The sequence below is a fragment of the Pseudomonas sp. GL-RE-29 genome, assembly GCF_019947275.1.
Taxonomy (GTDB): Bacteria; Pseudomonadota; Gammaproteobacteria; order Pseudomonadales; family Pseudomonadaceae; genus Aquipseudomonas; species Aquipseudomonas fluorescens_A.
On sequence record NZ_JAGYGD010000026.1, the window covers coordinates 46,522 to 71,999 of the forward strand.

General features: G+C 59.4%; 24 protein-coding genes. 14 read left to right on the forward strand and 10 right to left on the reverse strand.

The features are described from left to right. Positions 1–11 precede the first annotated feature (11 nt). Genes znuB through zur form a run of 3 tightly spaced genes read right to left on the reverse strand, consistent with a single transcriptional unit; the run spans position 12 to position 2,060 of the window. On the reverse strand, positions 12–800 hold the full coding sequence (gene znuB, locus KGB21_RS20475; RefSeq protein WP_223506536.1) for a zinc ABC transporter permease subunit ZnuB: 789 nt from the start codon (positions 798–800) through the stop codon (positions 12–14). Next, positions 793–1,578, reverse strand: a complete 786-nt coding sequence (gene znuC / locus KGB21_RS20480) for a zinc ABC transporter ATP-binding protein ZnuC (protein ID WP_034149456.1) — start codon at positions 1,576–1,578, stop codon at positions 793–795. Before znuC ends, znuB begins: the two co-directional genes overlap by 8 nt. Further along, positions 1,578–2,060 (reverse strand): zinc uptake transcriptional repressor Zur, encoded by a 483-nt coding sequence (gene zur / locus KGB21_RS20485; RefSeq protein ID WP_034149455.1) that lies wholly within the window; start codon positions 2,058–2,060, stop codon positions 1,578–1,580. Before zur ends, znuC begins: the two co-directional genes overlap by 1 nt. A gap of 66 nt (positions 2,061–2,126) precedes the next feature. Here zur and KGB21_RS20490 point away from each other — a divergent pair, with 66 nt between their 5' ends. After that, positions 2,127–3,047 (forward strand): zinc ABC transporter substrate-binding protein, encoded by a 921-nt coding sequence (locus tag KGB21_RS20490; RefSeq protein WP_223506537.1) that lies wholly within the window; start codon positions 2,127–2,129, stop codon positions 3,045–3,047. A gap of 174 nt (positions 3,048–3,221) precedes the next feature. Here the strand turns inward: KGB21_RS20490 and KGB21_RS20495 are convergent, their stop codons facing one another. Then, the gene (locus KGB21_RS20495) at positions 3,222–4,175 is read right to left on the reverse strand and encodes a homoserine kinase (protein ID WP_223506538.1); all 954 of its coding nucleotides are present in this window, start codon (positions 4,173–4,175) and stop codon (positions 3,222–3,224) included. A gap of 57 nt (positions 4,176–4,232) precedes the next feature. Then, the gene (locus KGB21_RS20500; RefSeq protein WP_034149452.1) at positions 4,233–4,523 is read right to left on the reverse strand and encodes a DUF2782 domain-containing protein; all 291 of its coding nucleotides are present in this window, start codon (positions 4,521–4,523) and stop codon (positions 4,233–4,235) included. Positions 4,524–4,597: 74 nt separating this feature from the next. Between KGB21_RS20500 and polA the strand changes: the two genes are divergently transcribed. Then, the gene (gene polA / locus KGB21_RS20505; protein ID WP_223506539.1) at positions 4,598–7,402 is read left to right on the forward strand and encodes a DNA polymerase I; all 2,805 of its coding nucleotides are present in this window, start codon (positions 4,598–4,600) and stop codon (positions 7,400–7,402) included. A 288-nt stretch (positions 7,403–7,690) separates the two neighbouring features. On the opposite strand, the gene yihA is transcribed toward polA, so the two are convergent. After that, positions 7,691–8,332, reverse strand: a complete 642-nt coding sequence (gene yihA, locus KGB21_RS20510) for a ribosome biogenesis GTP-binding protein YihA/YsxC (RefSeq protein ID WP_034149450.1) — start codon at positions 8,330–8,332, stop codon at positions 7,691–7,693. A 191-nt stretch (positions 8,333–8,523) separates the two neighbouring features. Here yihA and KGB21_RS20515 point away from each other — a divergent pair, with 191 nt between their 5' ends. The 7 genes from KGB21_RS20515 (at position 8,524) to KGB21_RS20545 (ending at position 15,807) form a co-directional block, all read left to right on the forward strand. Then, complete coding sequence (locus tag KGB21_RS20515; RefSeq protein ID WP_034149449.1) at positions 8,524–8,814, forward strand: c-type cytochrome; 291 nt, start codon at positions 8,524–8,526, stop codon at positions 8,812–8,814. Positions 8,815–8,860: 46 nt separating this feature from the next. Then, complete coding sequence (locus KGB21_RS20520; RefSeq protein WP_020798036.1) at positions 8,861–9,490, forward strand: c-type cytochrome; 630 nt, start codon at positions 8,861–8,863, stop codon at positions 9,488–9,490. Positions 9,491–9,690: 200 nt separating this feature from the next. Beyond that, positions 9,691–10,332, forward strand: a complete 642-nt coding sequence (locus tag KGB21_RS20525; RefSeq protein WP_034149448.1) for a thiol:disulfide interchange protein DsbA/DsbL — start codon at positions 9,691–9,693, stop codon at positions 10,330–10,332. Positions 10,333–10,346: 14 nt separating this feature from the next. Next, on the forward strand, positions 10,347–11,222 hold the full coding sequence (locus KGB21_RS20530) for an endonuclease/exonuclease/phosphatase family protein (protein WP_223506540.1): 876 nt from the start codon (positions 10,347–10,349) through the stop codon (positions 11,220–11,222). Further along, a complete protein-coding gene (locus tag KGB21_RS20535) occupies positions 11,223–13,235 on the forward strand; it encodes a GGDEF domain-containing protein (RefSeq protein WP_223506541.1) in 2,013 nt (670 codons plus the stop codon). 103 nt (positions 13,236–13,338) lie between these two features. Further along, positions 13,339–14,118: an N-acetylmuramoyl-L-alanine amidase gene (locus KGB21_RS20540; protein WP_034149445.1), complete on the forward strand. Its 780-nt coding sequence runs from the start codon at positions 13,339–13,341 to the stop codon at positions 14,116–14,118. A gap of 75 nt (positions 14,119–14,193) precedes the next feature. Beyond that, a complete protein-coding gene (locus KGB21_RS20545; protein WP_223506542.1) occupies positions 14,194–15,807 on the forward strand; it encodes an EAL domain-containing protein in 1,614 nt (537 codons plus the stop codon). Between the two features lie 7 nt (positions 15,808–15,814). On the opposite strand, the gene KGB21_RS20550 is transcribed toward KGB21_RS20545, so the two are convergent. Further along, positions 15,815–17,605: a KinB sensor domain-containing domain gene (locus tag KGB21_RS20550; RefSeq protein ID WP_034149443.1), complete on the reverse strand. Its 1,791-nt coding sequence runs from the start codon at positions 17,603–17,605 to the stop codon at positions 15,815–15,817. Between the two features lie 10 nt (positions 17,606–17,615). Next, entirely contained in the window at positions 17,616–18,962 is a 1,347-nt protein-coding gene (gene algB / locus KGB21_RS20555; RefSeq protein WP_034149442.1) for a sigma-54-dependent response regulator transcription factor AlgB, read from the reverse strand. A 429-nt stretch (positions 18,963–19,391) separates the two neighbouring features. Between algB and KGB21_RS20560 the strand changes: the two genes are divergently transcribed. The 5 genes from KGB21_RS20560 (at position 19,392) to KGB21_RS20580 (ending at position 23,825) form a co-directional block, all read left to right on the forward strand. After that, positions 19,392–19,682: a hypothetical protein gene (locus KGB21_RS20560; protein ID WP_223506543.1), complete on the forward strand. Its 291-nt coding sequence runs from the start codon at positions 19,392–19,394 to the stop codon at positions 19,680–19,682. Positions 19,683–19,754: 72 nt separating this feature from the next. Continuing rightward, positions 19,755–19,919 carry a DUF1328 domain-containing protein gene (locus KGB21_RS20565; RefSeq protein WP_003170804.1) on the forward strand — a complete coding sequence of 55 codons (165 nt, stop codon included), beginning with the start codon at positions 19,755–19,757 and terminating at the stop codon, positions 19,917–19,919. A 2-nt stretch (positions 19,920–19,921) separates the two neighbouring features. Then, positions 19,922–20,386: an inhibitor of vertebrate lysozyme family protein gene (locus KGB21_RS20570; RefSeq protein WP_223506544.1), complete on the forward strand. Its 465-nt coding sequence runs from the start codon at positions 19,922–19,924 to the stop codon at positions 20,384–20,386. A gap of 688 nt (positions 20,387–21,074) precedes the next feature. Further along, positions 21,075–22,406 carry a glutamate/aspartate:proton symporter GltP gene (gene gltP, locus KGB21_RS20575; protein WP_034149439.1) on the forward strand — a complete coding sequence of 444 codons (1,332 nt, stop codon included), beginning with the start codon at positions 21,075–21,077 and terminating at the stop codon, positions 22,404–22,406. A gap of 189 nt (positions 22,407–22,595) precedes the next feature. After that, a complete protein-coding gene (locus KGB21_RS20580) occupies positions 22,596–23,825 on the forward strand; it encodes a nucleoside recognition domain-containing protein (RefSeq protein ID WP_034149438.1) in 1,230 nt (409 codons plus the stop codon). A gap of 91 nt (positions 23,826–23,916) precedes the next feature. Here KGB21_RS20580 and KGB21_RS20585 read toward each other — a convergent pair whose 3' ends face one another. Continuing rightward, the gene (locus KGB21_RS20585; protein WP_034149437.1) at positions 23,917–24,543 is read right to left on the reverse strand and encodes an ABC-type transport auxiliary lipoprotein family protein; all 627 of its coding nucleotides are present in this window, start codon (positions 24,541–24,543) and stop codon (positions 23,917–23,919) included. Continuing rightward, positions 24,540–25,478, reverse strand: a complete 939-nt coding sequence (locus KGB21_RS20590; protein WP_223506545.1) for an MlaD family protein — start codon at positions 25,476–25,478, stop codon at positions 24,540–24,542. Before KGB21_RS20590 ends, KGB21_RS20585 begins: the two co-directional genes overlap by 4 nt.

A 25,478-nucleotide genomic window follows, 5' to 3' on the forward strand; every position in this document is an offset into this window, starting at 1 on the left:
AACGAGCAAGTCTACACCCCTCGACGGGGCAGAACAAAACTCAGCAGAAACAGCGCGGCGGCCGTTACCACGATCGATGGGCCGGCGGGGGTGTCCTTGAACCAGGACAGCGCCAGCCCGCCGCATACGGCGAGTATGCCCAACAGGCTCGCGCCCAGTGCCATCTGCTCCGGTGAGCGAGCGTGACGTTGCGCCGCAGCCGCCGGGATGATCAGCAACGAAGTAATCAGCAATACACCGACGATTTTCATCGCCACTGCAATTACCACGGCGATTAGCAGCATCAGCGCCATGCGCAACCCCGCCACGGGCAGGCCTTCGACCCGCGCCAGTTCCTCGTGCACGGTAATTGCCAGCAATGGCCGCCACAACGCCACCAGCAACCCCAGCACCGCCGCGCTGCCGCCGAGAATCCAGGCCAGATCGGTCGGGCTGATCGCCAGCAGGTCGCCGAACAGATACGCCATCAGGTCGATCCGCACTTCGTGCATGAAGCTTAGTACCACCAGCCCCAAAGAGAGGGTGCTCGGTGCGAGAATTCCCAAAAGCGTGTCAGACGCCAGCGGTTGGCGCTGTTGAAGGGTCACCAGCAACACCGCCAAGAGCAAACAGCCTACGGTCACTGCAACGGTCGGGCTGACATCCAGCAGGAAGCCCAATGCCACACCCAGCAAAGCCGCGTGGGACAGGGTGTCGCCAAAATAGGCCATGCGCCGCCAGACCACGAATGAACCCAGCGGTCCCGCGACCACTGCCAGAGCCAGACCTGCGAGCAGGGCGTAAAGCAGAAAATCAGCCATGCTTGCAGCTATCTCCGTGGACATGGTTATGGCCCGACGCGGGCGCCTTGACCACCGAACCGTGCAGGTCGTGGGCGTGGTCGTGATGGTGGTGATAAATCGCCAGACTCTGTGCGTTTTTTCCGAACAGCTCGACGAAGGCCGGATCTCCACTGACCTGCTCGGGGTGGCCGGAGCAGCAGACATGGCGATTCAGGCAAACCACCTGATCGGTTGTGCTCATCACCAGATGCAAATCATGGGAAACCATCAACACCCCGCAACCGTGACGGTCACGCAGGCGGGTGATCAGGCTGTAGAGTTCGGCCTGGCCGGCCACGTCGACGCCTTGTACAGGCTCGTCGAGCACCAGCAATTCCGGTTCGCGCAACAAGGCCCGGGCCAGCAAGACACGCTGCATTTCACCGCCGGAAACACTTTGCACCGGGCTGTCGATCACCTGCTCGGCGCCGACTTCCTTGAGTGCCGCCAATGCCATCGCACGGTCGACACCGGGAACCAGGCGCAAGAAGCGCAGCACCGAGAGCGGCAGGGTCGGATCGACGTGAAGTTTTTGCGGCATGTAGCCAACGCGCAGTTTCGGCTTGCGCCAGACAGTGCCACTGTCCGGTTTCAACAGGCCGAGCACGGCGCGCACCAGCGTAGTCTTGCCGGCGCCATTGGGGCCGATCAGGGTGACAATCTGCCCCGGCTCGACGCTCAGCTCGATGTTATCCAGCACACTTTGCCCGGCAAATGTGACGGCAACCTGCTCGAGGCGGATCAGCGCGTTGCTCATCAAGCCCCCTGGCAACCCGAGCACAGCCCGATCACTTCGACGGTCTGAGCTTCGACGACAAACCCCACATCCTTGGCGCTGTCGACGATCGCGTCGCTGATGGATTTCTGTTCGAGCTCAATGGCGGCGTGGCAGTCGCGGCAAATCAGGAACTGGCCCTGGTGCGCGTGCTCCGGGTGATTGCAGCCGATGAAGGCGTTGAGCGAGGAAATGCGATGAACGAGGCCGTTTTCCAAGAGGAAATCCAGCGCGCGGTACACGGTCGGCGGCGCAGCGCGGCGGCCGTCCTGCTCGCTGAGCACGGCGAGGATGTCGTAGGCACCCAACGGCTTGTGGCTTTGCCACACCAATTCCAGCACCCGCCGGCGCAATGCGGTCAGCCGCAGCCCCTGGCGTGCGCACAGGGCATCGGCCTCCGACAGAGCGCTGTGAACGCAATGAGAGTGGTCGTGTGGACGGCTGGCAATCGGTGTTTTAGGCATGAGCGGCGACGAGTTTTGTGAGAGACGTTATTATGTTACCCGTTCTCGCCTCTTCGAGTAGTCATCGTGCCCCGACTTTTTTCTATCTTTGTCGTATTTATCGCAAGTTTTCTGCTGATCGGTTCAGCGCAAGCCGAGGTCAAAGTCCTCACCAGCATCAAGCCGCTTCAACTGATCGCCGCAGCCGTGCAGGACGGCGTGGCGATTCCGGAAGTGTTGCTTCCTCCCGGCGCTTCGCCACACAACTATGCTTTGCGCCCTTCCGACGTACGGAAGGTGCAATCGGTGGATCTGTTGTACTGGATCGGGCCGGACATGGAAGGTTTCCTGCCCCGCGTGCTGAATGGTCGTACGCTGCCGAGCGTTGCCGTGCAGGATTTGCCGGGGCTGAAGCTTCGTCATTTCGCTGAAGACAACCATTCCCACGCCGAAGAAGCCGACGAGCATGATCATGATCACCGTCCCGGCAGCCTCGACGCGCATTTGTGGTTGTCGCCGATCAATGCCCGGGTGATCGCCACGAAAATGGCGGCCGACCTGAGTGCTGCCGATCCGGAGAATGCCGCGCGCTATCAGAGCAACCTCAAGGCCTTCGACGAACGTCTCGATGCGCTCGATCTGCGCCTGAAGAAACGTCTGACAGGAATTGAGGGCAAACCCTATTTCGTGTTCCACGAAGCCTTCGACTACTTCGAAGACGCCTACGGTCTCAAGCATGCGGGCGTGTTCAGTGTCGCGGCCGAAGTGCAACCGGGCGCCCAACACGTCGCGGCCATGCGCGCGCGGTTGCAGGAAGTCGGCAAGACCTGCGTGTTCAGCGAACCTCCGTTGCGCCCGCGCTTGGCGGAAACCCTGGTGGCGGGCCTGCCGGTGAAACTGGCGGAGCTGGATGCGCTAGGCGGGTACACGCCTGCGACTGCACAGGGGTATGAGCAGGTATTGGAAAAGTTGGGGAATGATCTGGCGGGGTGTCTGGAGTCGTTGTAACCATCGAAAAAGATCGCAGCCCTTGTCGGAGCCGGCTTGCTGGCGATGGACTCAAGCACGCCGCGTTTAGCCAGGCCATACGCGTTATCGTTAACGACCATCGCCAGCAAGCCGGCTCCTACAGGGTTTCGCATTTCTCTGTAGGAGCTGCCGCAGGCTGCGATCTTTTGCTTGTTAGAGGGCAAACGGCAACGGCGTGCTGACTTTCTGCCGCTGCGCCAAGCGCAATTGAAACTCCATCGGATCATGAATCAACACGTCCTGCCCGGCAAAAGACTCCGCCGCGATCAAGCGTGACAGCCAGAACCGCACACACGCCACTCGCAGCATGGTGGGCCACAATTCGGCCTCGGCAGCCGTAAACGGCCGCAGCGCCGCATAAGCTCCCAGCAATGCCCGCGCCCGCGGTCCGTCAATCAAACCATCGTCGTCCGAACACCAGTCATTCAAGGCAATCGCCACGTCGTAGAGCATCGGCCCCGAACAGGCGTTGTAGAAATCGATCAGCCCGGTCAGGTGCGTGCCTTCGAACATCGCGTTATCGCGAAACAAGTCCGCGTGGATATTTGCCCGAGGCAGCGCCAGGATTTTCTCTTTCTGCTGAGTGATTTCGTCCAGCGCCCGTTGCAGCAGCGCTCGCGGCTCATCATTCAGGTGCGACAGAAACTCCGTGCCCTCTTCCAGCATCCAGTCCAGGCCACGATCGGTTTTGCGCTTGATCATGTTTCCCGCCTGGGTGGCCAAGTGCAGATGCGCCAGCAACCCGCCCACCTGCGCGCAATGTTGCGCGTTGGCCTGCTTGATGTGCTTGCCGGCCAGGCGCGGTTGCAACAAAGCAGGCTTGCCGGCCAGTTCGCGCAACGCCACGCCGTCAGTGGTACGCAGGGCGTAAGGCACCGGCAGGTCGGCCTCGTGCAACACGTCGAGCAGTTCGATGAAGAACGGCATCTCCTGAACCGGACCACGCTCGACCAGCGTCAGGACGAATTCGCCCTGCTCCAGGCTGATAAAGTAATTGGTGTTTTCGCTACCGGCGGCAATCCCCTGGAAATCAAGCAGGCGGCCGAGGCCATAAGGGGCGAGAAAAGCTTCCAGCTCGGGCCGAGCCAGGGGGGTGAACACAGACATGTTTAAACTGCCAGTACGGGCGCCGCTCTAGGACCAGCGCCGATTGAAATTAAGAAACTATTTCCACTCAAAGATTTTCCACGACGGAATCAGCATATCCGGCTGATCCGAGCGGATAAAGTTTGCATCTGTACCGTCCGCGCGCACCAGGAAATACGGTGGTGCCCCCTTCGGCGTGACCTTGATCGCGTACAGGAAACCATTTTGGCGGTATTCCTGAATGACCTTGTCCCCTTCCGTGCGAATCGTGACTTCAGGCTCCGGAGTCGGCGCATCGTCCGCCGCCATGACGGCCAGTGGAACGGTTGCAAACAAGCCAGCCAGCAACAGGCGATTTAGTGTGCGCATGATAACCTTGTCCCTTTGTCGTCAACGGTCCCGCTATTCTAGCGCCGGACCCGCCGAAAAGGTTGATCCTGCTCATGAGCCAAGCCCCCCTCGTCCTGGTGGACGGTTCTTCTTACCTGTACCGCGCCTTTCACGCGTTGCCACCGCTGACCACATCCAAAGGCCTGCCGACCGGTGCGGTCAAGGGCGTGTTGAACATGCTCAAGAGTCTGCGCAAGCAGTACCCGGACAGTCCGTTCGCCGTGGTGTTCGACGCCAAGGGTGGGACTTTTCGCGATGACTTGTACGCCGAATACAAGGCCAACCGTCCGAGCATGCCCGATGACATGCGCGTGCAGATCGAGCCACTGCACCAGAGCGTGATCGCCCTGGGCTTCCCGCTGTTGTGCGTCGAAGGCGTCGAGGCCGATGACGTGATCGGCACCCTGGCCCGCAGCAGCGCGGCCGCCGATCGTCCAGTGGTCATTTCCACCGGCGACAAGGACATGGCACAGCTGGTCGACGGCCACATTACCTTGGTCAATACCATGACCGGTAGCAGCATGGACGTGGAGGGCGTGAAGGAGAAATTCGGCGTCGCTCCCGAGCAGATCATCGATTATCTGGCGCTCATGGGCGACTCGTCCGACAACATCCCGGGCGTACCGGGTATTGGTCCGAAGACGGCTTCCGGTCTGCTGGTGGGCGTCAACGGCGGCCTGACCGAACTCTACGCGCAGCTCGATATCGTGCCGACCCTACCGATTCGCGGCGCCAAAACCCTGCCGGCCAAGCTCGAAGAGCACAAGGAAATGGCGTTCCTGTCCTATCAACTGGCGACCATCAAGGTCGACGTTCCGTTGGACATCGGCCTCGATGACTTGAAGATGGGCGCGGAAGATCCGGACAAACTCTACGAGCTGTACACCCTGCTGGAATTCAAGAGCTGGATAAACGATCTGCAACGGGATGCCAAACGAATTGAACTGAGCGCTGCCGCCGCGCCAGAGCCGGCCGGCGATCTGTTCAGCGCCGCCGAGGCCGCAGCACCGGCGGCCGTCGTCGAAGCCGCGTATGAAACCATCCTCGACCAGGCACGTTTCGATGTCTGGCTGGAGAAACTGAACAACGCCAAACTGTTCGCTTTCGACACGGAAACCACCGGCATCGACGCCCAGCAGGCGCAACTGGTGGGTCTTTCGTTCGCCGTGAAGGCCAACGAAGCAGCCTACATCCCGCTGACCCATTCCTACATCGGTGTACCCGAGCAACTGGATCGCGACACCGTCCTGCGTGCCCTCAAGCCGATTCTGGAAGACCCGAACAAACTCAAGGTCGGCCAGCACGCCAAGTTCGACATGAACATCCTGGCCAACTGCGCCATCGGTGGCGATCAGGCCAACGGCATCACCGTGCGTGGCATCGCTTTCGACACCATGCTCGAATCCTACGCGCTCAATTCCACGGCCACTCGCCATGACATGGACAGCCTGGCGCTGAAATACCTGGACCACACCACGGTGAGCTTCCAGGACATCGCTGGCAAAGGCGCGAAGCAGCTGACTTTCGACCAGATTGCTCTTGAGCAGGCCGGGCCGTACGCCGCCGAGGATGCGGATATCACCCTGCGTCTGCATCAGGCGCTATTCGAGAAGCTCAATGCTATTCCAAGCCTGGCCAGCGTCCTGACCGACATTGAAATCCCGCTGGTGCCGGTGCTGGCGCGTATCGAACGTCAGGGCGCGTTCGTTGATGCTGCCCTGCTGGGCGTGCAAAGCATCGAACTGGGCGACAAGATGGTCGCGCTGGAGCGTGAAGCCTTCGAAATTGCCGGTGAAGAATTCAACCTGGGTTCGCCCAAGCAGCTCGGCGTCATCCTTTACGAAAAACTCGGCCTGCCGGTGCTGAAGAAGACCGCCAAGGGTCAACCGTCCACCGCCGAAGAAGTGCTGGCCAAACTGGCCGAGGACGACTACCGGTTGCCTAAAGTGCTGATGGAATACCGTTCCATGAGCAAGCTGAAAAGCACTTACACCGATCGCTTGCCGGAACAGATCAACCCGCGCACCGGGCGGATTCACACCTCGTATCACCAAGCGGTAGCGTCCACCGGGCGCCTGTCGTCCAGCGATCCGAACCTGCAGAACATCCCGGTGCGCACTGCCGAAGGGCGTCGCATCCGTCAGGCCTTCGTCGCGCCGACCGGTTACAAACTGCTGGCGGCGGACTATTCGCAGATCGAGCTACGAATCATGGCGCACCTGTCCCGGGACGAAGGGTTGATGAACGCCTTCCGCCACAACCTGGACGTGCACACCGCAACTGCCGCCGAGGTGTTCAAGGTCGAACTCACTGACGTGACCTCCGACCAGCGCCGCAGCGCCAAGGCGATCAACTTCGGTCTGATCTACGGCATGGGCGCGCAGAAGCTGGGCAAGGACATTGGCGTCGATACCAAGACCGCCAAGGCCTACATCGATACTTACTTCGCCCGTTATCCCGGCGTTCGCGAGTACATGGACCGCACCCGTGCGCAGGCGGCGGATCAAGGCTTCGTGGAAACCTTCTTCGGCCGCCGGTTGTACCTGCCGGAGATCAACTCCAACAAACCGCAAGAGCGCGCCGCCGCCGAGCGCACGGCAATCAACGCCCCGATGCAAGGCACCGCGGCAGATATCATCAAGAAAGCCATGGTCGCTGTGGATAACTGGCTATCCACGTCAGGCATTGATGCCAAAGTCATCCTGCAAGTGCACGATGAACTGGTGCTTGAGGTGCGTGAAGACCTGGTCGAGCAGGTCAGCGAAGAAATTCGCCTGCACATGAGCGGCGCGGCGAAACTGGATGTTCCGCTGCTGGTTGAGGTTGGCGTGGGCAATAACTGGGATGAGGCTCACTGAGCCTCTGAAACAGGCGCTTTCTGCTGCGGCATAGTGCCGCGGCAGAAGGGGTATAGGGCGTTTTATCCGGAAACTGCGTCGGCTTATTCCAAACACATTAGAAAATATTCTGAACTAATCGGAGGTTTCGCCACTCAGAGTTACTGAATGGCTGGTGAAGCCCTTCGATGCTCCTATGTTGTGTTAAGTGTTGGCAGATATCTGGACCCCGCCCTAGCGGTCTAGAACTTGGACCCCGAACTTCCCCCTCCCCATAAGAAGTCCGGGGTTTTTTTTGCCTGCGATTTCTTACTCCGCCGCCTCAACGCCCTTGTCCGCCAGCTCCATCCAGCCTGCCAATACAGTGTAGGCGTCTTCCAGACCCATGCGTTTTGGCGCGGAAAAAAGCTGAATCGTCACGGCGTCACCCCAACCCTTGCGGATTTCAGACTGAACCTTGAGCAATGTGTTCTTGGCCGCGCCGTAAGTCAGCTTGTCCGCTTTGGTCAGCAGAATGTGCATCGGCATGCCGCTGGCGACTGCCCAATCGAGCATCAGCAAGTCGAAGTCTGTCATTGGATGACGGATGTCCATCATCAAAATAAGACCTTTCAAACTCTCGCGACTGCCCAGGTACGCTTCCAGGTGACGCTGCCAGTGTTGCTTGAGCGGGATCGGCACTTTTGCATAACCGTAGCCCGGCAGGTCGACCAGACGACGTTCATCGTCTAGCTTGAAGAAGTTCAACAGCTGTGTGCGACCCGGAGTTTTCGAGGTACGCGCCAGGCTGGCATGGGTCAGGGTGTTAAGCGCACTGGACTTGCCGGCGTTGGAACGCCCGGCGAAGGCGACTTCAAAGCCTTCGTCATCCGGACATTGGTCGACTTTGGCGGCGCTGAGCATGAAGGTGGACTGTTGGCACAGACCGAGGATGGGATTCTTGAGTTGCATGGGATTTCCGATGTGGGAGGCGCCGGGAATGGGCGCGGCAAGCAGTGTCGCTTCCGTTTCAGTGACGCCAGTATATAATGCCGCAGATTTTGTGTGCGCTTTGTCCCAGCGTAGGATGAAGTTCACGAGAGCGACAGACCTTGATTGCGCATTAGAACGCAACACGCTCTCAACCCTGAAAAGGTCGTTTTATGACGAAATGGCTGCTAGCTGCCGGTGTCTTGATGCCGCTTTACAGCGCTCAGGCTACACAGGATCCGGAAGCTGTGTACAACCGTGTTTGTGGTGCCTGTCATTCCGGCCAACTACCCATGGCGCCCCGCAAGGGCGATCAGGAAGCTTGGACGCCGAGGTTGGCGAAAGGTATGGAGACGCTGGTGCAACACGTGACCCAGGGTTTCAAGGCGATGCCGCCGCGTGGTTTGTGCATGGACTGCAGTGCCGAGGATTACCAGGCCATCATCCACTGGATGAGCGAGTGATCCCGGTCCATAACTCTTTAACCCTTAGCCGTAGTTGGATTAGCTGATGAACAAATTGATCGTGAGTCTGCTGTTGACCGTGGGAATCTCCGGCATTGCCCATGCTGCAGGTGAGCCAGTAAAACCTGGTGACGCCGCCGCAGGCCAGGCAAAAGCCGCCGTATGTGGTGCCTGCCATGGCCCGGATGGCAACAGCATGGCGCCAAACTTTCCAAAACTGGCGGGGCAAGGTGAACGTTACCTGACCAAGCAGCTGCACGACATCAAGTCGGGCAAGCGCACCGTTCTGGAAATGACCGGCCTGCTGACCAACCTGAGCGACCAGGATCTCGCGGACATCGCCGCCTACTTCGCCAGCCAGAAAGGCAGCGTCGGCGCCGCCGACCCGAAAGTCGTGGCTCGCGGTGAAGCACTGTTCCGCGGCGGTGACCTGGCCAAGGGCTTACCATCCTGCACCGGTTGCCACTCGCCAAACGGCGCAGGCAACGCGGCTGCCGGCTTCCCGCACCTGGGTGGCCAACACGCTCAATACGTCGCCAAGCAACTCACCGATTTCCGCAAGGAAGAAGGTGGGCGCAACAACGACGGCGATACCAAGCCAATGCAAAGCATTGCCAAAAAGCTGAGCGACGAAGACATCGCCGCAGTGTCCAGCTACATTCAGGGCCTGCACTAAGACCGGCGAATCGGGCGTTGATCAGGGCATACATCTCCTGCAACGTTAACGCTCGATTAATCCGTCGCAGCAAGTATAAAAAGGGTGGCTTTGGCCGCCCTTTTTTGTGGCCGCTGCCGTTACACTACAGAACTCAAGCCCGCCCCGGCCTGTCTGAAAACAGGTCGCGCGAGGCGATAAAATTTGTCCAGGAGTAAAGCATGCGTAATCTGATCATCAGCGCCGCACTTGTCGCTGCCAGCCTGTTCGGCATGACTGCCCAGGCCGCCGAAGCCCCAGCCGCCCCTTATGTCGAATTGAGCAACCCGGTTCAGGTTGCCGTACCTGGCAAGATCGAAGTGGTGGAGTTGTTCTGGTATGGCTGCCCACACTGTTATGCATTCGAGCCTGTGATCAATCCATGGGTCGAAAAACTGCCTTCCGACGTCAACTTCGTTCGCATCCCTGCCATGTTCGGCGGTCCTTGGGACGCACACGGCCAAATGTTCCTGACCCTCGAAGCCATGGGCGTTGAGCACAAGGTTCACGCTGCGGTTTTCGAGGCCATTCAGAAAGAACACAAGAAGTTGACCGACAAGAATGACATGGCGGACTTCCTGGCTACCCAAGGCGTAGACAAAGACAAGTTCCTGGCCACTTTCGACTCCTTCGCCATCAAGGGCCAGATCAACAAGGCCAAAGAACTGGCCAAGAAATATGAAATCACCGGCGTACCCACCATGATCGTCAACGGTAAATACCGTTTTGACATCGGCTCTGCCGGCGGTGCCGAACAAGCCCTGCAACTGGCCGATAAACTGGTTGCTCAAGAGCGAGCGGCTAACAAGGCTGCTGCCAACTAAGCGAGACGCCTGCCATGCGCCGCTGGGGAACTGAACGCGTCGTTGGCCTGCATGATCCGCGGGTCAACGAACATCACCTGGAATCCACGGGCTTGCCCGCAGACAGCCGTCTGCGCTTGCTCAGTTTCAATATCCAGGTCGGCATCAGTACCGAGCGTTATCGGCATTACCTGACCCGAGGCTGGCAGCACCTGTTGCCGCATACCGGGCGCGCCGACAATCTGCAAAAAATCGGCAGTCTGCTGGGTGACTTCGATCTGGTCGCCTTGCAGGAGGCCGATGGCGGCAGCCTGCGTTCGGGCTACGTCAATCAAGTCGAACACCTGGCGCAGCTCGGCGCCTTTCCCTATTGGTATCAACAACTCAATCGAAATCTCGGTCGCCTCGGCCAGCACAGCAATGGCGTGCTCAGCCGCCTGCGCCCGTGGGCGATTGAAGATCACCCGCTGCCGGGCCCCAAGGGTCGCGGAGCGATTCTGGTGCGTTTCGGCGAAGGCTCGGAAGCGTTGGTGGTGGTGATGATGCATCTGGCGCTGGGCGCTCGCGCCCGGAGCCTGCAACTGTCCTACATCCGCGAGTTGATCGGTGGCTACAAACACCAGGTGTTGATGGGTGACATGAACACCCATGCCAGTGACCTGCTGCAAAACTCTCCGTTGCGCGACCTCGGCCTGTTGGCCCCGCAACTGGAAGCGACATTCCCCAGCTGGCGTCCGCAGCGCTGCCTGGACCACATTCTACTGAGCCCGAGCCTGACCCTTGAAAAGGTCGAGGTGCTGGCCCAACCCATTTCCGATCACCTGCCGGTCGCGGTAGAGATTCGTCTGCCGGGTTCGCTCACGGCTGATGCATTCCCCGCGTTGAGTCCTGCCCCCTCGCGGATCCCTTGAATGAGCGACGAAACACAGCGCTGGAAAGAGAAATACCTCAAAAGCATCGAACAACAGGAAAAACTCGAACGTCGCTGGGATGCCAGGCTCGACTTGCTACGCCGCGGGCTGGTGCGCAGCACCCTGGCCGCCGAAGGCACTGACCGCGCGGTTGACCAATGCATGAAGGAAATGCGCGAAGTCGTGCGCACCGATGACATGGACGCCGGCCTGGCCGCCCTGCTCCCGCGCCTGGAAAAGGCCGTGCTGGACTCCGAGCAGCGCCGTGAAACCCGCGTTAACCAGACCAGCGCTGCGCTGAATGCGCTGGTCACGCAGCTGCAAAAATTGCCGCTGCCTCGGGAAGTGAGCCGCCCCCTCAAGAGTTTCGCTAAACAGCTGGATAACCGCGTCAGCCAGGCTCGCGAGATCCCATTGCTGCTCAGTGAACTGAGCGGGTTGCAAGGCAAAGCCCTGAGTCAACTGGAGAGCCCGGCGGAACCCGGTCGACCAGGCTTGTTGCAGCGGTTGTTCGGGCACCGTGACGCCGAGGAAGAGGCAACTCCTGCCGCCGTCCCGGCAGAGCAACCCACCATCGCCCAGCCTGCCGAAGGCCTTATGGCTAGTGAGACAGCCCTCGTCGATCCTCAACCCACCGCCGATGCGCGTCACGCGGAGCTTGCGGCCGAACGCCCTGCCACTGTCGAACCTCACTCGTTGCAGCAATCGCCAGAGGCACCAGAACCTCCCGTCACTGGGGTATTTGCTCCACCCATTGCGGCACCGCAGCAAGAATTCGCCCCGACGCTTGAGATACAGGCTCAACCCGAGGACGCGCCAGTCACGCCAGCGACTCCGGCTGAAAGCATCAACCCCGACGAACTGATCCCAACGGTCGCTTCGGACGACTCGCCAATTCCCCCGGCCATCGATCCGGATCAACCCGAGCACGATGTACTTTACGCCCTGCCGGACTCGCCCGAGCCGTCCTACAGCTCGGTGGCCAAGCACATCGAAGAAACACTGCTGGGTTTACTCGACGACCTGACGCTACCCGAGCGCCATCGTCCACAAGCCGAATCGATGCGGCTTCGCCTGAAAAACGGTTTGAACTGGTACGAGCTTCTGCCGATTCTCGACGATCTTGCCACGTTGATGCTGGCGATCTCGGACAGCGGCCAGCACGAGTTCGAGGCCTATTTGCAGAGGCTCAACGAACGCCTCGAGTCGTTCCAGAGCAACCTGCAGGCCGCCAGCGCCGGTCACGCCGACAACCGTTCTGCGGCACAAGCCATGGACACACAGATCCGCGAGCAGGTCGATGGTTTGCAGAGCAGCATGCACGAAGCCGCTGACCTGGAAGACCTCAAGCATGTGCTGGAAAACCACCTCGAAGGCTTGCTTGGCACCATGGATCAACACCGCCAGCAGCGCGATGAGCGTGAGCAAGAAGTGGCGGCCCGTCTGCAAAGCCTGGCGGAACGGGTGGCGCACATGGAGCAGGAAGCCTCGGGCTTTCGCGAGCACCTCGAAGAGCAGCGCCAGAAAGCCTTGATTGATCCGCTGACCGGCCTGCCCAACCGGGCAGCCTGGAGCGAACGCCTGGACCACGAAATCAGCCAGTGGCAACAACACGGCAACACGCTGATGCTGGCGATGCTCGACCTCGATCACTTCAAGCGTATCAACGATAACTACGGTCACCTGGCAGGCGACAAAGTGCTGAAACTCATTGCCACCGTTCTGCGCAAGCGTTTACGCGGGACGGATTTCATTGCCCGGTTTGGCGGTGAGGAGTTTGTGTTGTTGATGCCTTCCACGGTGCCGGCGGCAGGGATGAAATTGCTGGAAAGCCTGCGAGCCGCCATCGAAGCGTGTCCTTTCCACTTCAAGGGTGAGCGCGTGACGATTACGGTTTCCATGGGGCTGACAGCATTCAAGGCTGGAGAACATAGCGATCTGGCCCTGAAAAGAGCCGATCTCGCGCTATATCGGGCAAAAAATGCCGGACGGAACCGGGTCGAGTTGGGTTAATCGGCAATTGTTCCATTTTGTTTAAATCATCGCGATTGGCCTCCGCACGCGGGGCAGTACGTTACACTGTTGCATTATTGTCTTGCGTGTATTGCCTTCCGCCATGAAATATTTCGCTCTCATCGTGTCCCTGATGCTGCTGGCCGGTTGCGCCAGCGGCCCTCGTATCGACACCAGTCACGTTTCAGCCAATCACGACAGCCGCATACAGTTCGTGGTGATGCATTACACCAATGCATCGCTTGAGCGCTCATTGCAGTTGTTGACCCATGGCGAAGTCAGCAGCCATTACCTGATCGGCGACGACAAGAACGCGACCATCTACAAGTTGATGGACGAAAACCTGCGCGCCTGGCACGCCGGTGAAAGCCAATGGCAAGGCCGGACATGGCTGAATTCCAGCTCCATCGGCATCGAAATCGTCAATCCCGGTTTCAAGGACACCCCGACCGGGCGACTCTGGTATCCCTACAGCGATGCGCAGGTCGAGTCCATGATCTTCTTGCTCAAGGACATCAGCGCACGCTACGCCATCAACCCGCGCAGCATCATCGGCCACAGCGACATCGCACCGCTGCGCAAACTGGACCCGGGGCCGCTGTTCCCCTGGAAGCGCCTCGCGGCGGAGGGCATCGGCATCTGGCCCAACGAGCAAGCCGTTGCACGACAACAGGCACAGTTCGAAGCGCAACTGCCCAGCATCAGCTGGTTTCAGGCGCAGTTGGCCCGCTTTGGTTATGACACGCCGCAAACCGGCGAGCTGGACGTCGCCACCCGCCATGTGATTTCAGCCTTTCAGATGCATTTCCGCCCTTCCCGCTTCGACGGCACGCCGGACGCTCAAACTGCAGCACTGTTACAGGTGTTGAATCAGACAAAATAATGACGGCCGCCCGACGGTTCGGGCGTTTTCCCAACCAGCAGCTATAACTCATTGGTAATTCGCCGGATATTCCCTATGACTGCTGCTCGAGTAAAGATTCGTAGTTGGTTCTATCGCCCTTGGTTTTTGGCGATGCTGGCTGCTGCCTTGAGCGCATCACTGCTGTTGGCCGGCAGCCTGTTCGTCGCGATACACCAGGTCGAGCAGAACGAAAGCCAGGAAATGAACGCCCAGGGTGAACGCTTTCTCGCCCGTTTGGAGCAGCTTTTCGGACAGCTACGCGAAAGCCTCGATGATCTGGAGGCTCAGCCGCTGCGAGGCTGCGACGACGAAATGATCGCGACCTTGCAGCAGGTCAGCTTCAATTACCGCTTTGTTTACGAAGCGGCTTATATGGACGCCTCGCGAATCTGCTCCAATCGTCCCCGCCAGGAAGGGTTGTCGCTGGCGCGCCCACCGGACATCAAAGGTCCCACCTACAGCTACTGGCTGAACACCACCACTGAACCCGATGAAAATCGCGCCGCCCTGATGCTCGGGCGCGGCAATTTCCGCGTGGCGACTTCGCGTGGACATTTGACCGATATGGTCGACCTGTCACCGGGAAGCAGCCTGCTGGTGGTACTCGATCACGGCACCCGGGCGATTCCGGTTCTGGGCGTCTCGCAAGCCTGGCCGCCTACCGAGGCCTGGCCACCGAAAAGCCGCGATGCGTTGCAAGTCACCCATCGACGTTTGATTTACCGCATGCCCACTGACAACCCGGAGTACCAACTGGTGCTCATCACTCCGCGCAGCGGAGCGCATATTCCGCCGATGTGGTGGTGGTTGCTGCCGGCCAGCCTTGTGCTGGCTGCGTGCGTGGGCTTCCTGGTGTTTCTGCTGGTGCGCCAGCGCCAGTCACTGGATGCCGAACTGACAGGCGCCATACGCCGTGGCGAGTTGCAGGTGTTGTATCAACCGATCTTCGATCTCGACAGCCGTAACTGCGTGGGGGCCGAGGCGTTGCTGCGCTGGCGAAGGCCCGACGGCACCCTGACCAGCCCCGACCTGTTCATTCCGATGGCGGAGAACACCGGACAAATCCGCCAGATGACCGACTTCGTCCTGCAACGCCTGCTTGAGCAATTGGGCCAATTGCTTCGGGCAAATCCGCAGCTGTACATCTCGGTCAACCTGGCGGCGTGTGATGTCATGGTCCCGCGCATCGGCCAGGTGATGGCGCGCCTGCTGACCTTGCACCGGGTCGCGGCGAAGCAAATTGCCTTTGAGGTCACCGAAAGGGGCTTGATCGATGTGGTGGTGGCGCGGGAAAACCTGCAAGCCTTGCGCGATGTGGGGCACCAGGTATTGATCGATGACTTTGGCACCGGCTATTGCAGCCTCGCCTACTTGCAAACCCTGCCGGTGGATTGCCTGAAAATCGACAAAGCCTTTATCGACGCCCTGGGCCACGACGCGGCGAGCAGTGGCGTGGCTCCGCACATCATTCACATGGCCCAGTCACTGCATCTCAAGGTGATTGCCGAGGGCATCGAACATGAATCCCAGGCAGCACTGCTGAGCAGTGAAGGCGTGAAGTTTGGTCAGGGCTGGTTGTTCGCTCATGCGCTGAGCGCGGTGCAGTTCATCGAACTGATTACCCGCGGGCGCCGATTGGCCAAGCGACGCCTGGATGACGAAGCATAAACGTGCGCTATACCGTCAACGCCATGTAGAACTGAGTGCCCTGCCCCGGCCGTGAATAGACGCCCATCCGCCCGCCGTGCAATTGCACGATTTCCTTGCACAACGCCAGGCCAAGCCCGGCACCGCCTTTCTTGCGACCGACCTGCACGAACGGCTCGAAAATCCGTCCTTGCTGCCCATAGGCGATGCCTTCGCCGTTGTCCTCGACGCTGATGATCACTCGGTCGCCATGGCGTCGGGCCTGCAAGCGTATCAGCCCCCCTGGCGAGGTGTGACGCAGCGCGTTGTCGATCAGGTTGTCGAGCACCCGATCCAATTGCGGTTGATCGGCCTGTAAACGCGGCAAAGGCCCCTGCGCTTCCACCAACAGATCGATACCCTGCTTTGCTGCTGCGTCGGTAAAGCGTAGTTGTGCCTGCTCCAGCAAATCCTCAATGGAGCACGGCGCCAGCGTCAGTTTTTGCAGGCCATTCTGATAACGAGAGAAATTCAGCAGGTCGTTGATCAACTGCATCAGGCGCTGCATTTCTTCATTGACCGTGTCCAGCAGATCGGCTTCACGAGAGTCCTGGGGAAAATGCGCGCGCTCGCGGAACAGGCCGAACGCCATGTGCATGCCAGTGACCGGCGTGCGCAGTTCATGGGAAGCGCGCAGCACGAACTCGCTGCGCACCCGTTCGAAGGCGCGCTGTTCAGTGACGTCGTGCAGCACCATTACCGCGCCGAGAATATGGCCCTGGGTATGGCTGACCGGCGTCAGGCTATAGGTCAACAAGCGCGACTCGCCATCGACTTCGATACTCAGGTCCTCCGGCGCCCGCTCCAGCGTGCCGCCACGCAGCACTAGTTGCAGCTGTTCATCGAGCTCCGGACGTTCCAGTGCCGAACCCAGTCCTTGTCCGAGTCGATCGCTGTCCCAACCCAACTGGCGCTGCGCCACCGGGTTGAGGTGCTCCAGATGACCTTCGCGATCGATCATCAGCAATCCGTCATCGATGCTGTCGAGCACCGCTTGCAGACGCTGCTGACCTGCGAGCAGCTCATCGACATTGGTCGCCTGATGTTCCCGCAGAGCCTCGGCCATGATCCCGAAGCGCCGGGTCAGTTGATTCAACTCCACTGCGGAGGAGATCGGCAGCGTGACGTCAAATTTGCCCTGGCCGATATGGTCCGCCGCCTGCGCCAAGGCCTCAATGGGCTCCCCAAAGCGCCGGGCGATGGCATGAGCGGTGACGAAACCGATGATCAATACCGCCAACCCGACCAGGCCGAGCAACCCGGCAATCAGCAACGCGCGTTCACGGGCGCGCCGTTCGATGTCGTTGATGTTGTCCAGTGCGCGCTTGTGTTCGGCGATTAAACCACTGCGCAGCGCATTGAATTTATCGGTGAGCTCGTCGTTGCCACTCAGCACATGTTTGGGGTCAGGCGACACCTCATACGCCTGGATAAAGCTCAGGTAATCCACCTTGGCTTTCCTGAAACCGTATTCGCTGCCGATGCCCTCTGGCTCTTGGGCAATGCCCTCCTCCAGCAGTTCGAAGTAACGCTTTTTGGAGGCGTCGAAGGCAGCGGAATCCGGTTGCTCGCTGAGCATGAGGATCAGCTGATCACCCAGTGTCTGGCGCAGTTTTAGACCCACGTCCAAGGTAACGAAGTTGTTGCGCACCAGCGCTTCTTGAGTCCCGGCCATTTGCATGACACTGACCAGCCCGAGCAGAAGCCCGAGCAGTGCGACGGTGATCAGCGCGGAAATGCTCAGAAACAGCCGGGTCCGCAACTTCATCGCCAGTTTCATCGCTGGCAACTCACAAGTTGTACTGTTTGCGTTTGCGGTACAGCGTCGATGCGTCGATGCCCAAAGTCTTGGCCGCCTGATCCAGCGTGCCGGCGGTGGCAAGCACTGCGCCGATGTGGGCTTTTTCCAGCTCATCCAGGCTCAGCGCAGCGCCGATGCGTGGCGCGTTATTGACCGGGGCTTCGGACATACCCAAGTGGCTGATTTCAACCCGTTCCTGCGGACAGATGATGCTCGCCCGCTCGACCACGTTGCGCAGCTCGCGAATATTCCCCGGCCAACGATAGCCAAGCAGCGCTTCGCGGGCTTCATCGCTGAAACCCCGAGCCGGACGGGCGTATTCCTTGACGAACCGGGCCAGAAACCGGTCGGCGAGGTTGAGAATGTCTTCCCGGCGTTCGCGCAGCGGCGGCAGGTGCAAGGTGATGACGTTGAGGCGATACAGCAGGTCTTCGCGGAAACGACCATCACGGACCATGTCTTCCAGGTTCTGGTTGGTAGCCGCGAGGATGCGCACGTCGGCGCGGCGGGTGACGGGATCACCTACCCGCTCGTATTCTTTATCCTGGATGAAACGCAGCAACTTGGGTTGCAAAATCAGCGGAAAATCGCCGATCTCGTCGAGAAACAGCGTTCCGCCATCGGCCTGATTGACGCGACCCAAGGTACTTTCGCTGGCCCCGGTAAATGCGCCCCGACTGTGGCCGAACAGCTCACTTTCCATCAGTTCGGCAGTGAGCGAAGGACAGTTGATGGTGATGCAGGATTTCTTCGCCCGTTTGCTCCAGCCGTGAATGGCCTGCGACAACTCGCCTTTACCGGTACCGGATTCACCGAGAATCAAGATGTTGGCATCGGTCGTGGCCACTTGGCGGGCGGTTTCCAGCACCACTTTCATCGCCGGGCTGTGAGAGTCCAGGCCATCCTTGGGTTTGCGAACCTCGCCTTCCAGGGCTTCCAGACGCGCCGACAGTTGCCGCACTTCCAACTGCTTGGCGGTGGCCAGGCGCAGTTGATCAGGGCTGCATGGCTTGACCAGGTAATCGGCAGCACCGGCCTGGATCGCGTCCACAGCAGTGTCTACAGCCGAATGAGCGGTGACGATCACCACCCGCATCCACGGTGCCTGAATACGCATCTGCGCCAGCACGTCGAGGCCGTTGTCTTCGCCAAGGCGCAAGTCGAGGAAACACAGGTCGAAAACCTGGCGTTGCAGCAACGCATCGGCTTGCGCAGCGCTGTTGGCGGTTGCCACAGCGTAGCCCTCGTCTTCGAGGCAGTAACGGAAGGTTCGCAGGATGGCGGACTCATCATCCACCAAGAGAATACGGCCTTGGTGCTCAGTGGCAGATTCCATTTTCCTACGCTCCTTAATGAATGATCTTGGTTAGTCCCGGAAAAATCGGGCAAGTTGCATGGTTTATTCTGATGCATTCCCGCCATGGCAGGGTAGCTATCTCCTGCCCTTTAGAAATCGCCTGATTTTGTGAGCTTTTTAAAAAAAGCCTCTCAACAGGCGACGTCTTACGTTCATCTCTGACACCTGCGCCCTCTTCTCAATTCAAAAATAATGCGATGACCGATGATTCGATCGTGCAGATCGCACGACCGCATCGGGGTCCATCGTGCAGGATGCGTGCGAAGCCTTTCGCAGCACCTCTGTAACATATTGATTTAAAAGGATTTTTTATTAGAAAAAATCTGGCATGACGGCTGCAATAGCTTGAATAACGCAGGGCAATCACAAGCCCTCAACCAGATTACCCCGCGTGGGAGGAGCTTCAGGATGATTCGCCAACGTGCCGCCCAATTGCATTTCTCGTCACTGCACTTGCAGCAAGGGCTTTTTGCCGTTTTTGCCCTGCTGGTCACTTTGCTTGGCGGTCAGCAATTTATGCGCTGGGAGCAGAGTCAACAGCAACAAGAAGCCCCCCGTATTTCGTTTGAGCGCCCTGTCCAGAGCCACTTCAGCGCCGCCAAAAGCGGCATGGCCGACAGTGCCGCCATGCGGATGATGGATGTCGACCAGGCTCAGCCTGCGGATCAGATGCCTCGTCAGGAACGCTGGGTTTTCTAAATTCACACACTTGGCGCGCTCGATGCGCCGGGATATGCAACACCTCTAAATAGAAGCGTAAGGAGAATCACCATGTTGAGCTGGGCAATCACATTCTTGATCATTGCCATTGTCGCTGCCGTACTGGGCTTCGGTGGTATCGCGGGCACCGCCACGGGTATCGCCAAGATTCTCTTTGTCGTGTTCCTGGTGATGTTCATTGCTTCGTTCTTCTTTGGCCGTCGCGGTCGAGGTTAGGCATGAGCGGTTTGTTGAAGACAATGGCAGCCGCCCTGCTACTGGGCGGTAGTGCCATGGCAGTCGCTGCCAATGATGGGCAGGCGCGGGTCAACGAGTTACTGAACGCGGACCCGCAATACAGGGAAACCTGGCAAGGCGTTGTGCAGAAAGAAGAACGCTTGCCGGAATGGGTGATGAATTTGTCCGGTGATGCCGAACAAATGAATGCCGTTGAAGAGGATGGCGACAAGTATCTGGTGGGGCCACTCTGCGAGTCTCAAGTGAGTTGTCTCAATGAACGCTTGATCGTCGCCGTCAGTTTCGACAAAAAGGACGCCTACGCCATGCTGGTCGAAGTACCAACAGGGTTACCGGCCGACAAGTCGCCGACCCGGCACGCCAACTATCGCTTTATCGGCAAACCGGATCAGGGCATGCAGGATTTGCTGATGGAACAGCTGAAAAAAGATCCAAACTGGTACTGAATTGAACTACGAGAGAAGCACCGCTTCTTTCACAGTGCGCCACCCGAGGAAGGCAGGCGCATGACCAAGGGGTCGGGACGTTCTACCTGTTTCAGGGGTGGAGTGACCTACGGGTACAGGGAGTGCCTGCGCAAGGGCCGGGTCAGGAAAAAGCTGCGACGCAAGTTCGCCGGTCATCATGACTTGACGGACTTGCGAAGAGCTTGTGCGTGCAAAGCGTCAAGCTAGAGCGAGTCACTGATTCGTTCCTACCCCGCCAAACCTTCTCCCGATAGCGTTTTTCCACGACCGTATATCGAGAAATCTGTACTTTCTCCGGCCGTAACTGCTCTTCGTCCGTTGTAGGATTTTCCCGAAATATCTCGTCTATTCTCTTGATCAAAAAACAATCAACCTGCTCTGTGATGGCCGGTTCACGGCACTTATGCCTGCCGAAATGTCATATTCGAACCGTTTGCGACGTTGCTTTTAGCAAAATAGCCTCATGCCGATTCGGCATGGGGTAGTCGTTTACGGCATTAGACGTCGCTCTCTTGCATCGGAATAGTTGCGCCTTTTTTCGCCTGCCAGAGAGCCACTAACAAGCGCTCCGGGGCTCCTTATACGGGGGCAAATGCACTGGGCTTTATCGCCACAAGCGATGCAGTTCGTGCCTCTGCTCGAGTCAAACTGAAGTAAGGGTAAAGATATGAAGAAGGCAAAGCTTAGCCTCGCCTGGCAGATCCTCATCGGTCTGGTATTGGGGATTGCAATCGGTGCGCTGCTCAACCATTTCAGTGCCGAAAAAGCCTGGTGGATCAGCAACGTCCTGCAACCGGCGGGCGATATCTTTATCCGTCTGATCAAGATGATTGTGATCCCGATCGTGATCTCGTCGTTGATCGTCGGCATCGCTGGCGTCGGCGATGCAAAAAAACTCGGGCGCATCGGCCTGAAAACCATCATCTACTTCGAAATCGTCACCACTATCGCCATTCTGGTCGGTCTGGTGCTGGCCAACGTGTTCCACCCGGGCTCGGGCATCGACATGAGCACCCTGGGTACTGTGGACATTTCCAAGTACCAGGCAACCGCCGCCGAGGTTCAGCATGAACACGCGTTCATCGAGACCATCCTCAACCTGATCCCATCGAACATCTTCGCGGCCATGGCCCGCGGCGAGATGCTGCCGATCATCTTCTTCTCCGTGCTGTTCGGCCTCGGTCTGTCGAGCCTGCAAGCGGACCTGCGTGAACCGCTGGTGAAGATGTTCCAGGGCGTGTCGGAAAGCATGTTCAAAGTCACCCACATGATCATGAACTACGCCCCGATCGGCGTTTTCGCACTGATCGCGGTGACTGTGGCCAACTTCGGTTTCGCTTCGCTGCTGCCGCTGGCGAAACTGGTGATCCTGGTTTACGTCGCCATCGCCTTCTTCGCCTTCGTGGTGCTGGGCCTGATCGCCCGCCTGTTCGGCTTCTCGGTGATCAAGCTGATGCGCATCTTCAAGGATGAGCTGGTGCTGGCCTACTCCACCGCCTCCTCCGAAACCGTGCTGCCGCGCGTGATCGAGAAGATGGAAGCCTACGGCGCACCGAAGGCCATTTGCAGCTTCGTGGTACCGACCGGTTACTCGTTCAACCTCGACGGTTCGACCCTGTACCAGAGCATCGCGGCAATCTTCATTGCCCAGCTGTACGGCATCGACCTGTCGATCAGCCAGCAATTGCTGCTGGTCCTGACCCTGATGGTGACCTCCAAAGGCATCGCCGGCGTGCCGGGCGTGTCCTTCGTGGTGCTGCTGGCCACCCTGGGCAGCGTCGGTATTCCGCTGGAAGGCCTGGCGTTCATTGCCGGTGTCGACCGCATCATGGACATGGCGCGCACCGCACTGAACGTGATCGGCAACGCCCTGGCCGTATTGGTTATCGCACGTTGGGAAGGCATGTACGACGACGCCAAGGGCCAGCGCTACTGGAACTCCCTGCCGCACTGGCGCAGCAAGGAAAAGCTGCCGGCTGGCGAGATTTCCAAGAACTGATAACGCTGTAGGAGCCGGCTTGCTGGCGATGAACGATAACGCGGTGTGACAGATACAACGCGGTGCGGCGATCGCCAGCAAGCCGGCTCCTACAGATGTGTAGTGCCTATATGAACCCCGGAGAAATCCGGGGTTTGTCGTTTCTGGCCACCCCGCTATCATTCGCGCATCTTTTGGGGGATTTGACTGATGCTTAATGGCCTGTGGCTTGGCTTCTTCATCGTGGCCGCCGTATCGGCGCTGGCGCAATGGCTGATCGGCGGCAACGCCGGGATCTTCGCGGCGATGGTGGAAAGCATTTTCGCCATGGCGAAGTTGTCTGTCGAAGTCATGGTCCTGCTGTTCGGTACCCTCACCCTCTGGCTGGGTTTTCTGCGGATCGCCGAGAAAGCCGGGATCGTCGAATGGCTGGCCCGGGCGCTGGGCCCGCTGTTTTTGCGCCTGATGCCGGAAGTTCCGGCCGGTCACCCCGCCATCGGCCTGATCACCCTGAACTTCGCCGCCAACGGCCTGGGCCTGGACAACGCCGCCACTCCGATCGGCCTCAAGGCCATGAAGGCCCTGCAAGAGCTCAATCCCAGCGCCACCATCGCCAGCAACGCGCAGATCCTGTTCCTGGTGCTCAACGCCTCCTCCCTGACCCTGCTGCCGGTGACGATCTTCATGTACCGCGCCCAGCAAGGCGCGCCCGACCCGACGCTGGTGTTCCTGCCGATCCTGCTCGCCACCAGTTGCTCGACCATCGTTGGCTTTCTGTCGGTGGCGTTTATGCAGCGCCTGCGGGTCTGGGACCCGGTGGTGCTGGCGTATCTGATTCCCGGTGCCTTGCTCCTTGGCGGCTTCATGGCGTTGCTGGGGACCATGTCGGCTGCCGCGCTGGCCGGTTTGTCGTCGATCCTCGGCAATCTGACGTTATTCGGTCTGATCATGCTGTTTTTGATCATCGGAGCGATGCGCAAAGTGAAGGTCTACGAAGCGTTCGTCGAGGGTGCCAAAGAAGGCTTCGATGTGGCCAAGAACCTGCTCCCGTACCTGGTGGCGATGCTCTGCGCAGTGGGCGTGTTGCGGGCGTCGGGAGCGCTGGATTTCGGCCTGGACGGTATTCGGCACTTGGTGGAGTGGGCCGGTTGGGACACGCGTTTCGTTGATGCGCTGCCGACCGCGATGGTCAAACCGTTCTCCGGCAGCGCCGCCCGGGCGATGCTGATCGAAACCATGAAAACCTCCGGCGTGGACAGCTTCCCGGCATTGGTCGCGGCGACGGTGCAGGGCAGTACCGAAACCACGTTCTATGTGTTGGCGGTGTACTTCGGTGCTGTCGGTATTCAGCGGGCGCGGCACGCGGTGGGATGTGCGTTGTTGGCGGAGCTGGCCGGGGTGCTGGGCGCCATAGGCGTTTGTTATTGGTTCTTCGGGTGAATCCAACATTTATCGCTGGCAAGCCAGCTCCTACAGGTATTGCGGGGTCTCTGTGGGAGCTGGCTTGCCAGCGATAAGGTCCGCAGGACCTTCAAGGTCTGGGTGGCGGCGCGACTTTCTGACCTTGCTCAACCGCCCATCCCACCACCTGCGCCGTCAACTGATCGCTGGCCTGGCCAAACCCCGTCACCACCGCCGGCACCTTCACATCACTCAGCGGCTGGCGCACTTCAAAGCGTTTGCTGGCGAGGATTCGCTGGTCATAACCGCGCACCAGTAGTGCATCCAGACGCACGACCACACTCGCACTGGTGCCCTGATACTCGGTCTGAAACGCCTGCAAACCGCCGCCCAGTTCCAGGTCCGCCTGGAAGTTGCTGTCGTCGGTGCTGAGCAAAGTCACTCGACCATCACGCTGGAATCCATCGAGCAGCCGATTACGCATCAATACCGGCGCCGGGTCGCTCCAGCGCGAGGCCTTGTAACTGATGATCACGTCGCCCTGGGGGATGACGGCAATGTTCGGGCTGTTCAACGCTTCGCTGGCCTGGAGTTTGTTCAACCGCAACGACCAACGCTGCGGCGTGCCATGACTGCTTGCCGCAGTGCTTTGAGCCGAGGGCAATCGATAGACATCGAACGGCTCGGGCTTGGGCAGGATCGAGCAGGCACTGAGCAGCGTGAAGCTGGCGAGGAGGGCGAAGTGATTCAGCTTCATGGGGTAAATTCCTTGTTCTTGTCACTGCCCAGCAAGTAACCGCTGGGGTTGGCCTCCAATCGTTCGGAAATGGCGCGCAACGAGCTCAAGGTCTCGCGAAATTCGCGCACCGCCGGCGCCAGGCCATTGAGGCCCTGCATGCCGTTGTTAAGCGAGTCCTGATTGGCAGCGAGCAGCTTGTTGATGGTCGCGCTGCTTTGTTCCAACGATTTCATGGCCTGCTCGGCGCTGCCGAACATCTGTCTGCCCTGGTCATTGAGCAGGCCGTTGGCGTTGCGCATCAACGTCGACGTTTGTTCCATCATGTTGCTGGCCTGCTTACCCACCGACGCCAGCTGCTTCATCGCCTGACTCAGGTCGTCGCGCTGATCGGCGATGGTGCCGGTGGTGACCTCCAGATGCTCCAGGGTTTTGCTGACGCGCTCGATGTTTTCCGTGGAAAACATCAGGTTGACGTTGTGCATCAACGAGTTCACACCGGCCATCAAATCGTTGCTGTCGTTAAGCAAACGGGCGATGGGCGAGGGCGATGCGACGATCAGCGGCAGTTTGCCATCCTTGCCCTTGAGTGGCGGACTTTGCGGCGTACCGCCGCTGAGCTGGATGATCGACGTCCCGGTCACTCCGGTCAGCGCCAGTTTGGCCTGGGTGTCTTCCTTGACCGGCGTGTCGCCGCCCAAGCGGATCCGCGCCAGCACCCGGCGCGGGTCTTTCGGGTCCAGGCGCAGCAACACCACGTCGCCAACCTTGATCCCGCTGTACTGCACGGAGCTGCCCTTGGACAGACCGCTGACCGCTTCATTGAAGACGACTTCGTAGTCCTTGAACTCGGTGTCGACGCTGGACTTGGCCAGCCACAGGCCGAAGAGCAGGGCGCCCGTCACCACAATCACGGTGAACAGGCCGATCAATACATGATGGGCTCGGGTTTCCAT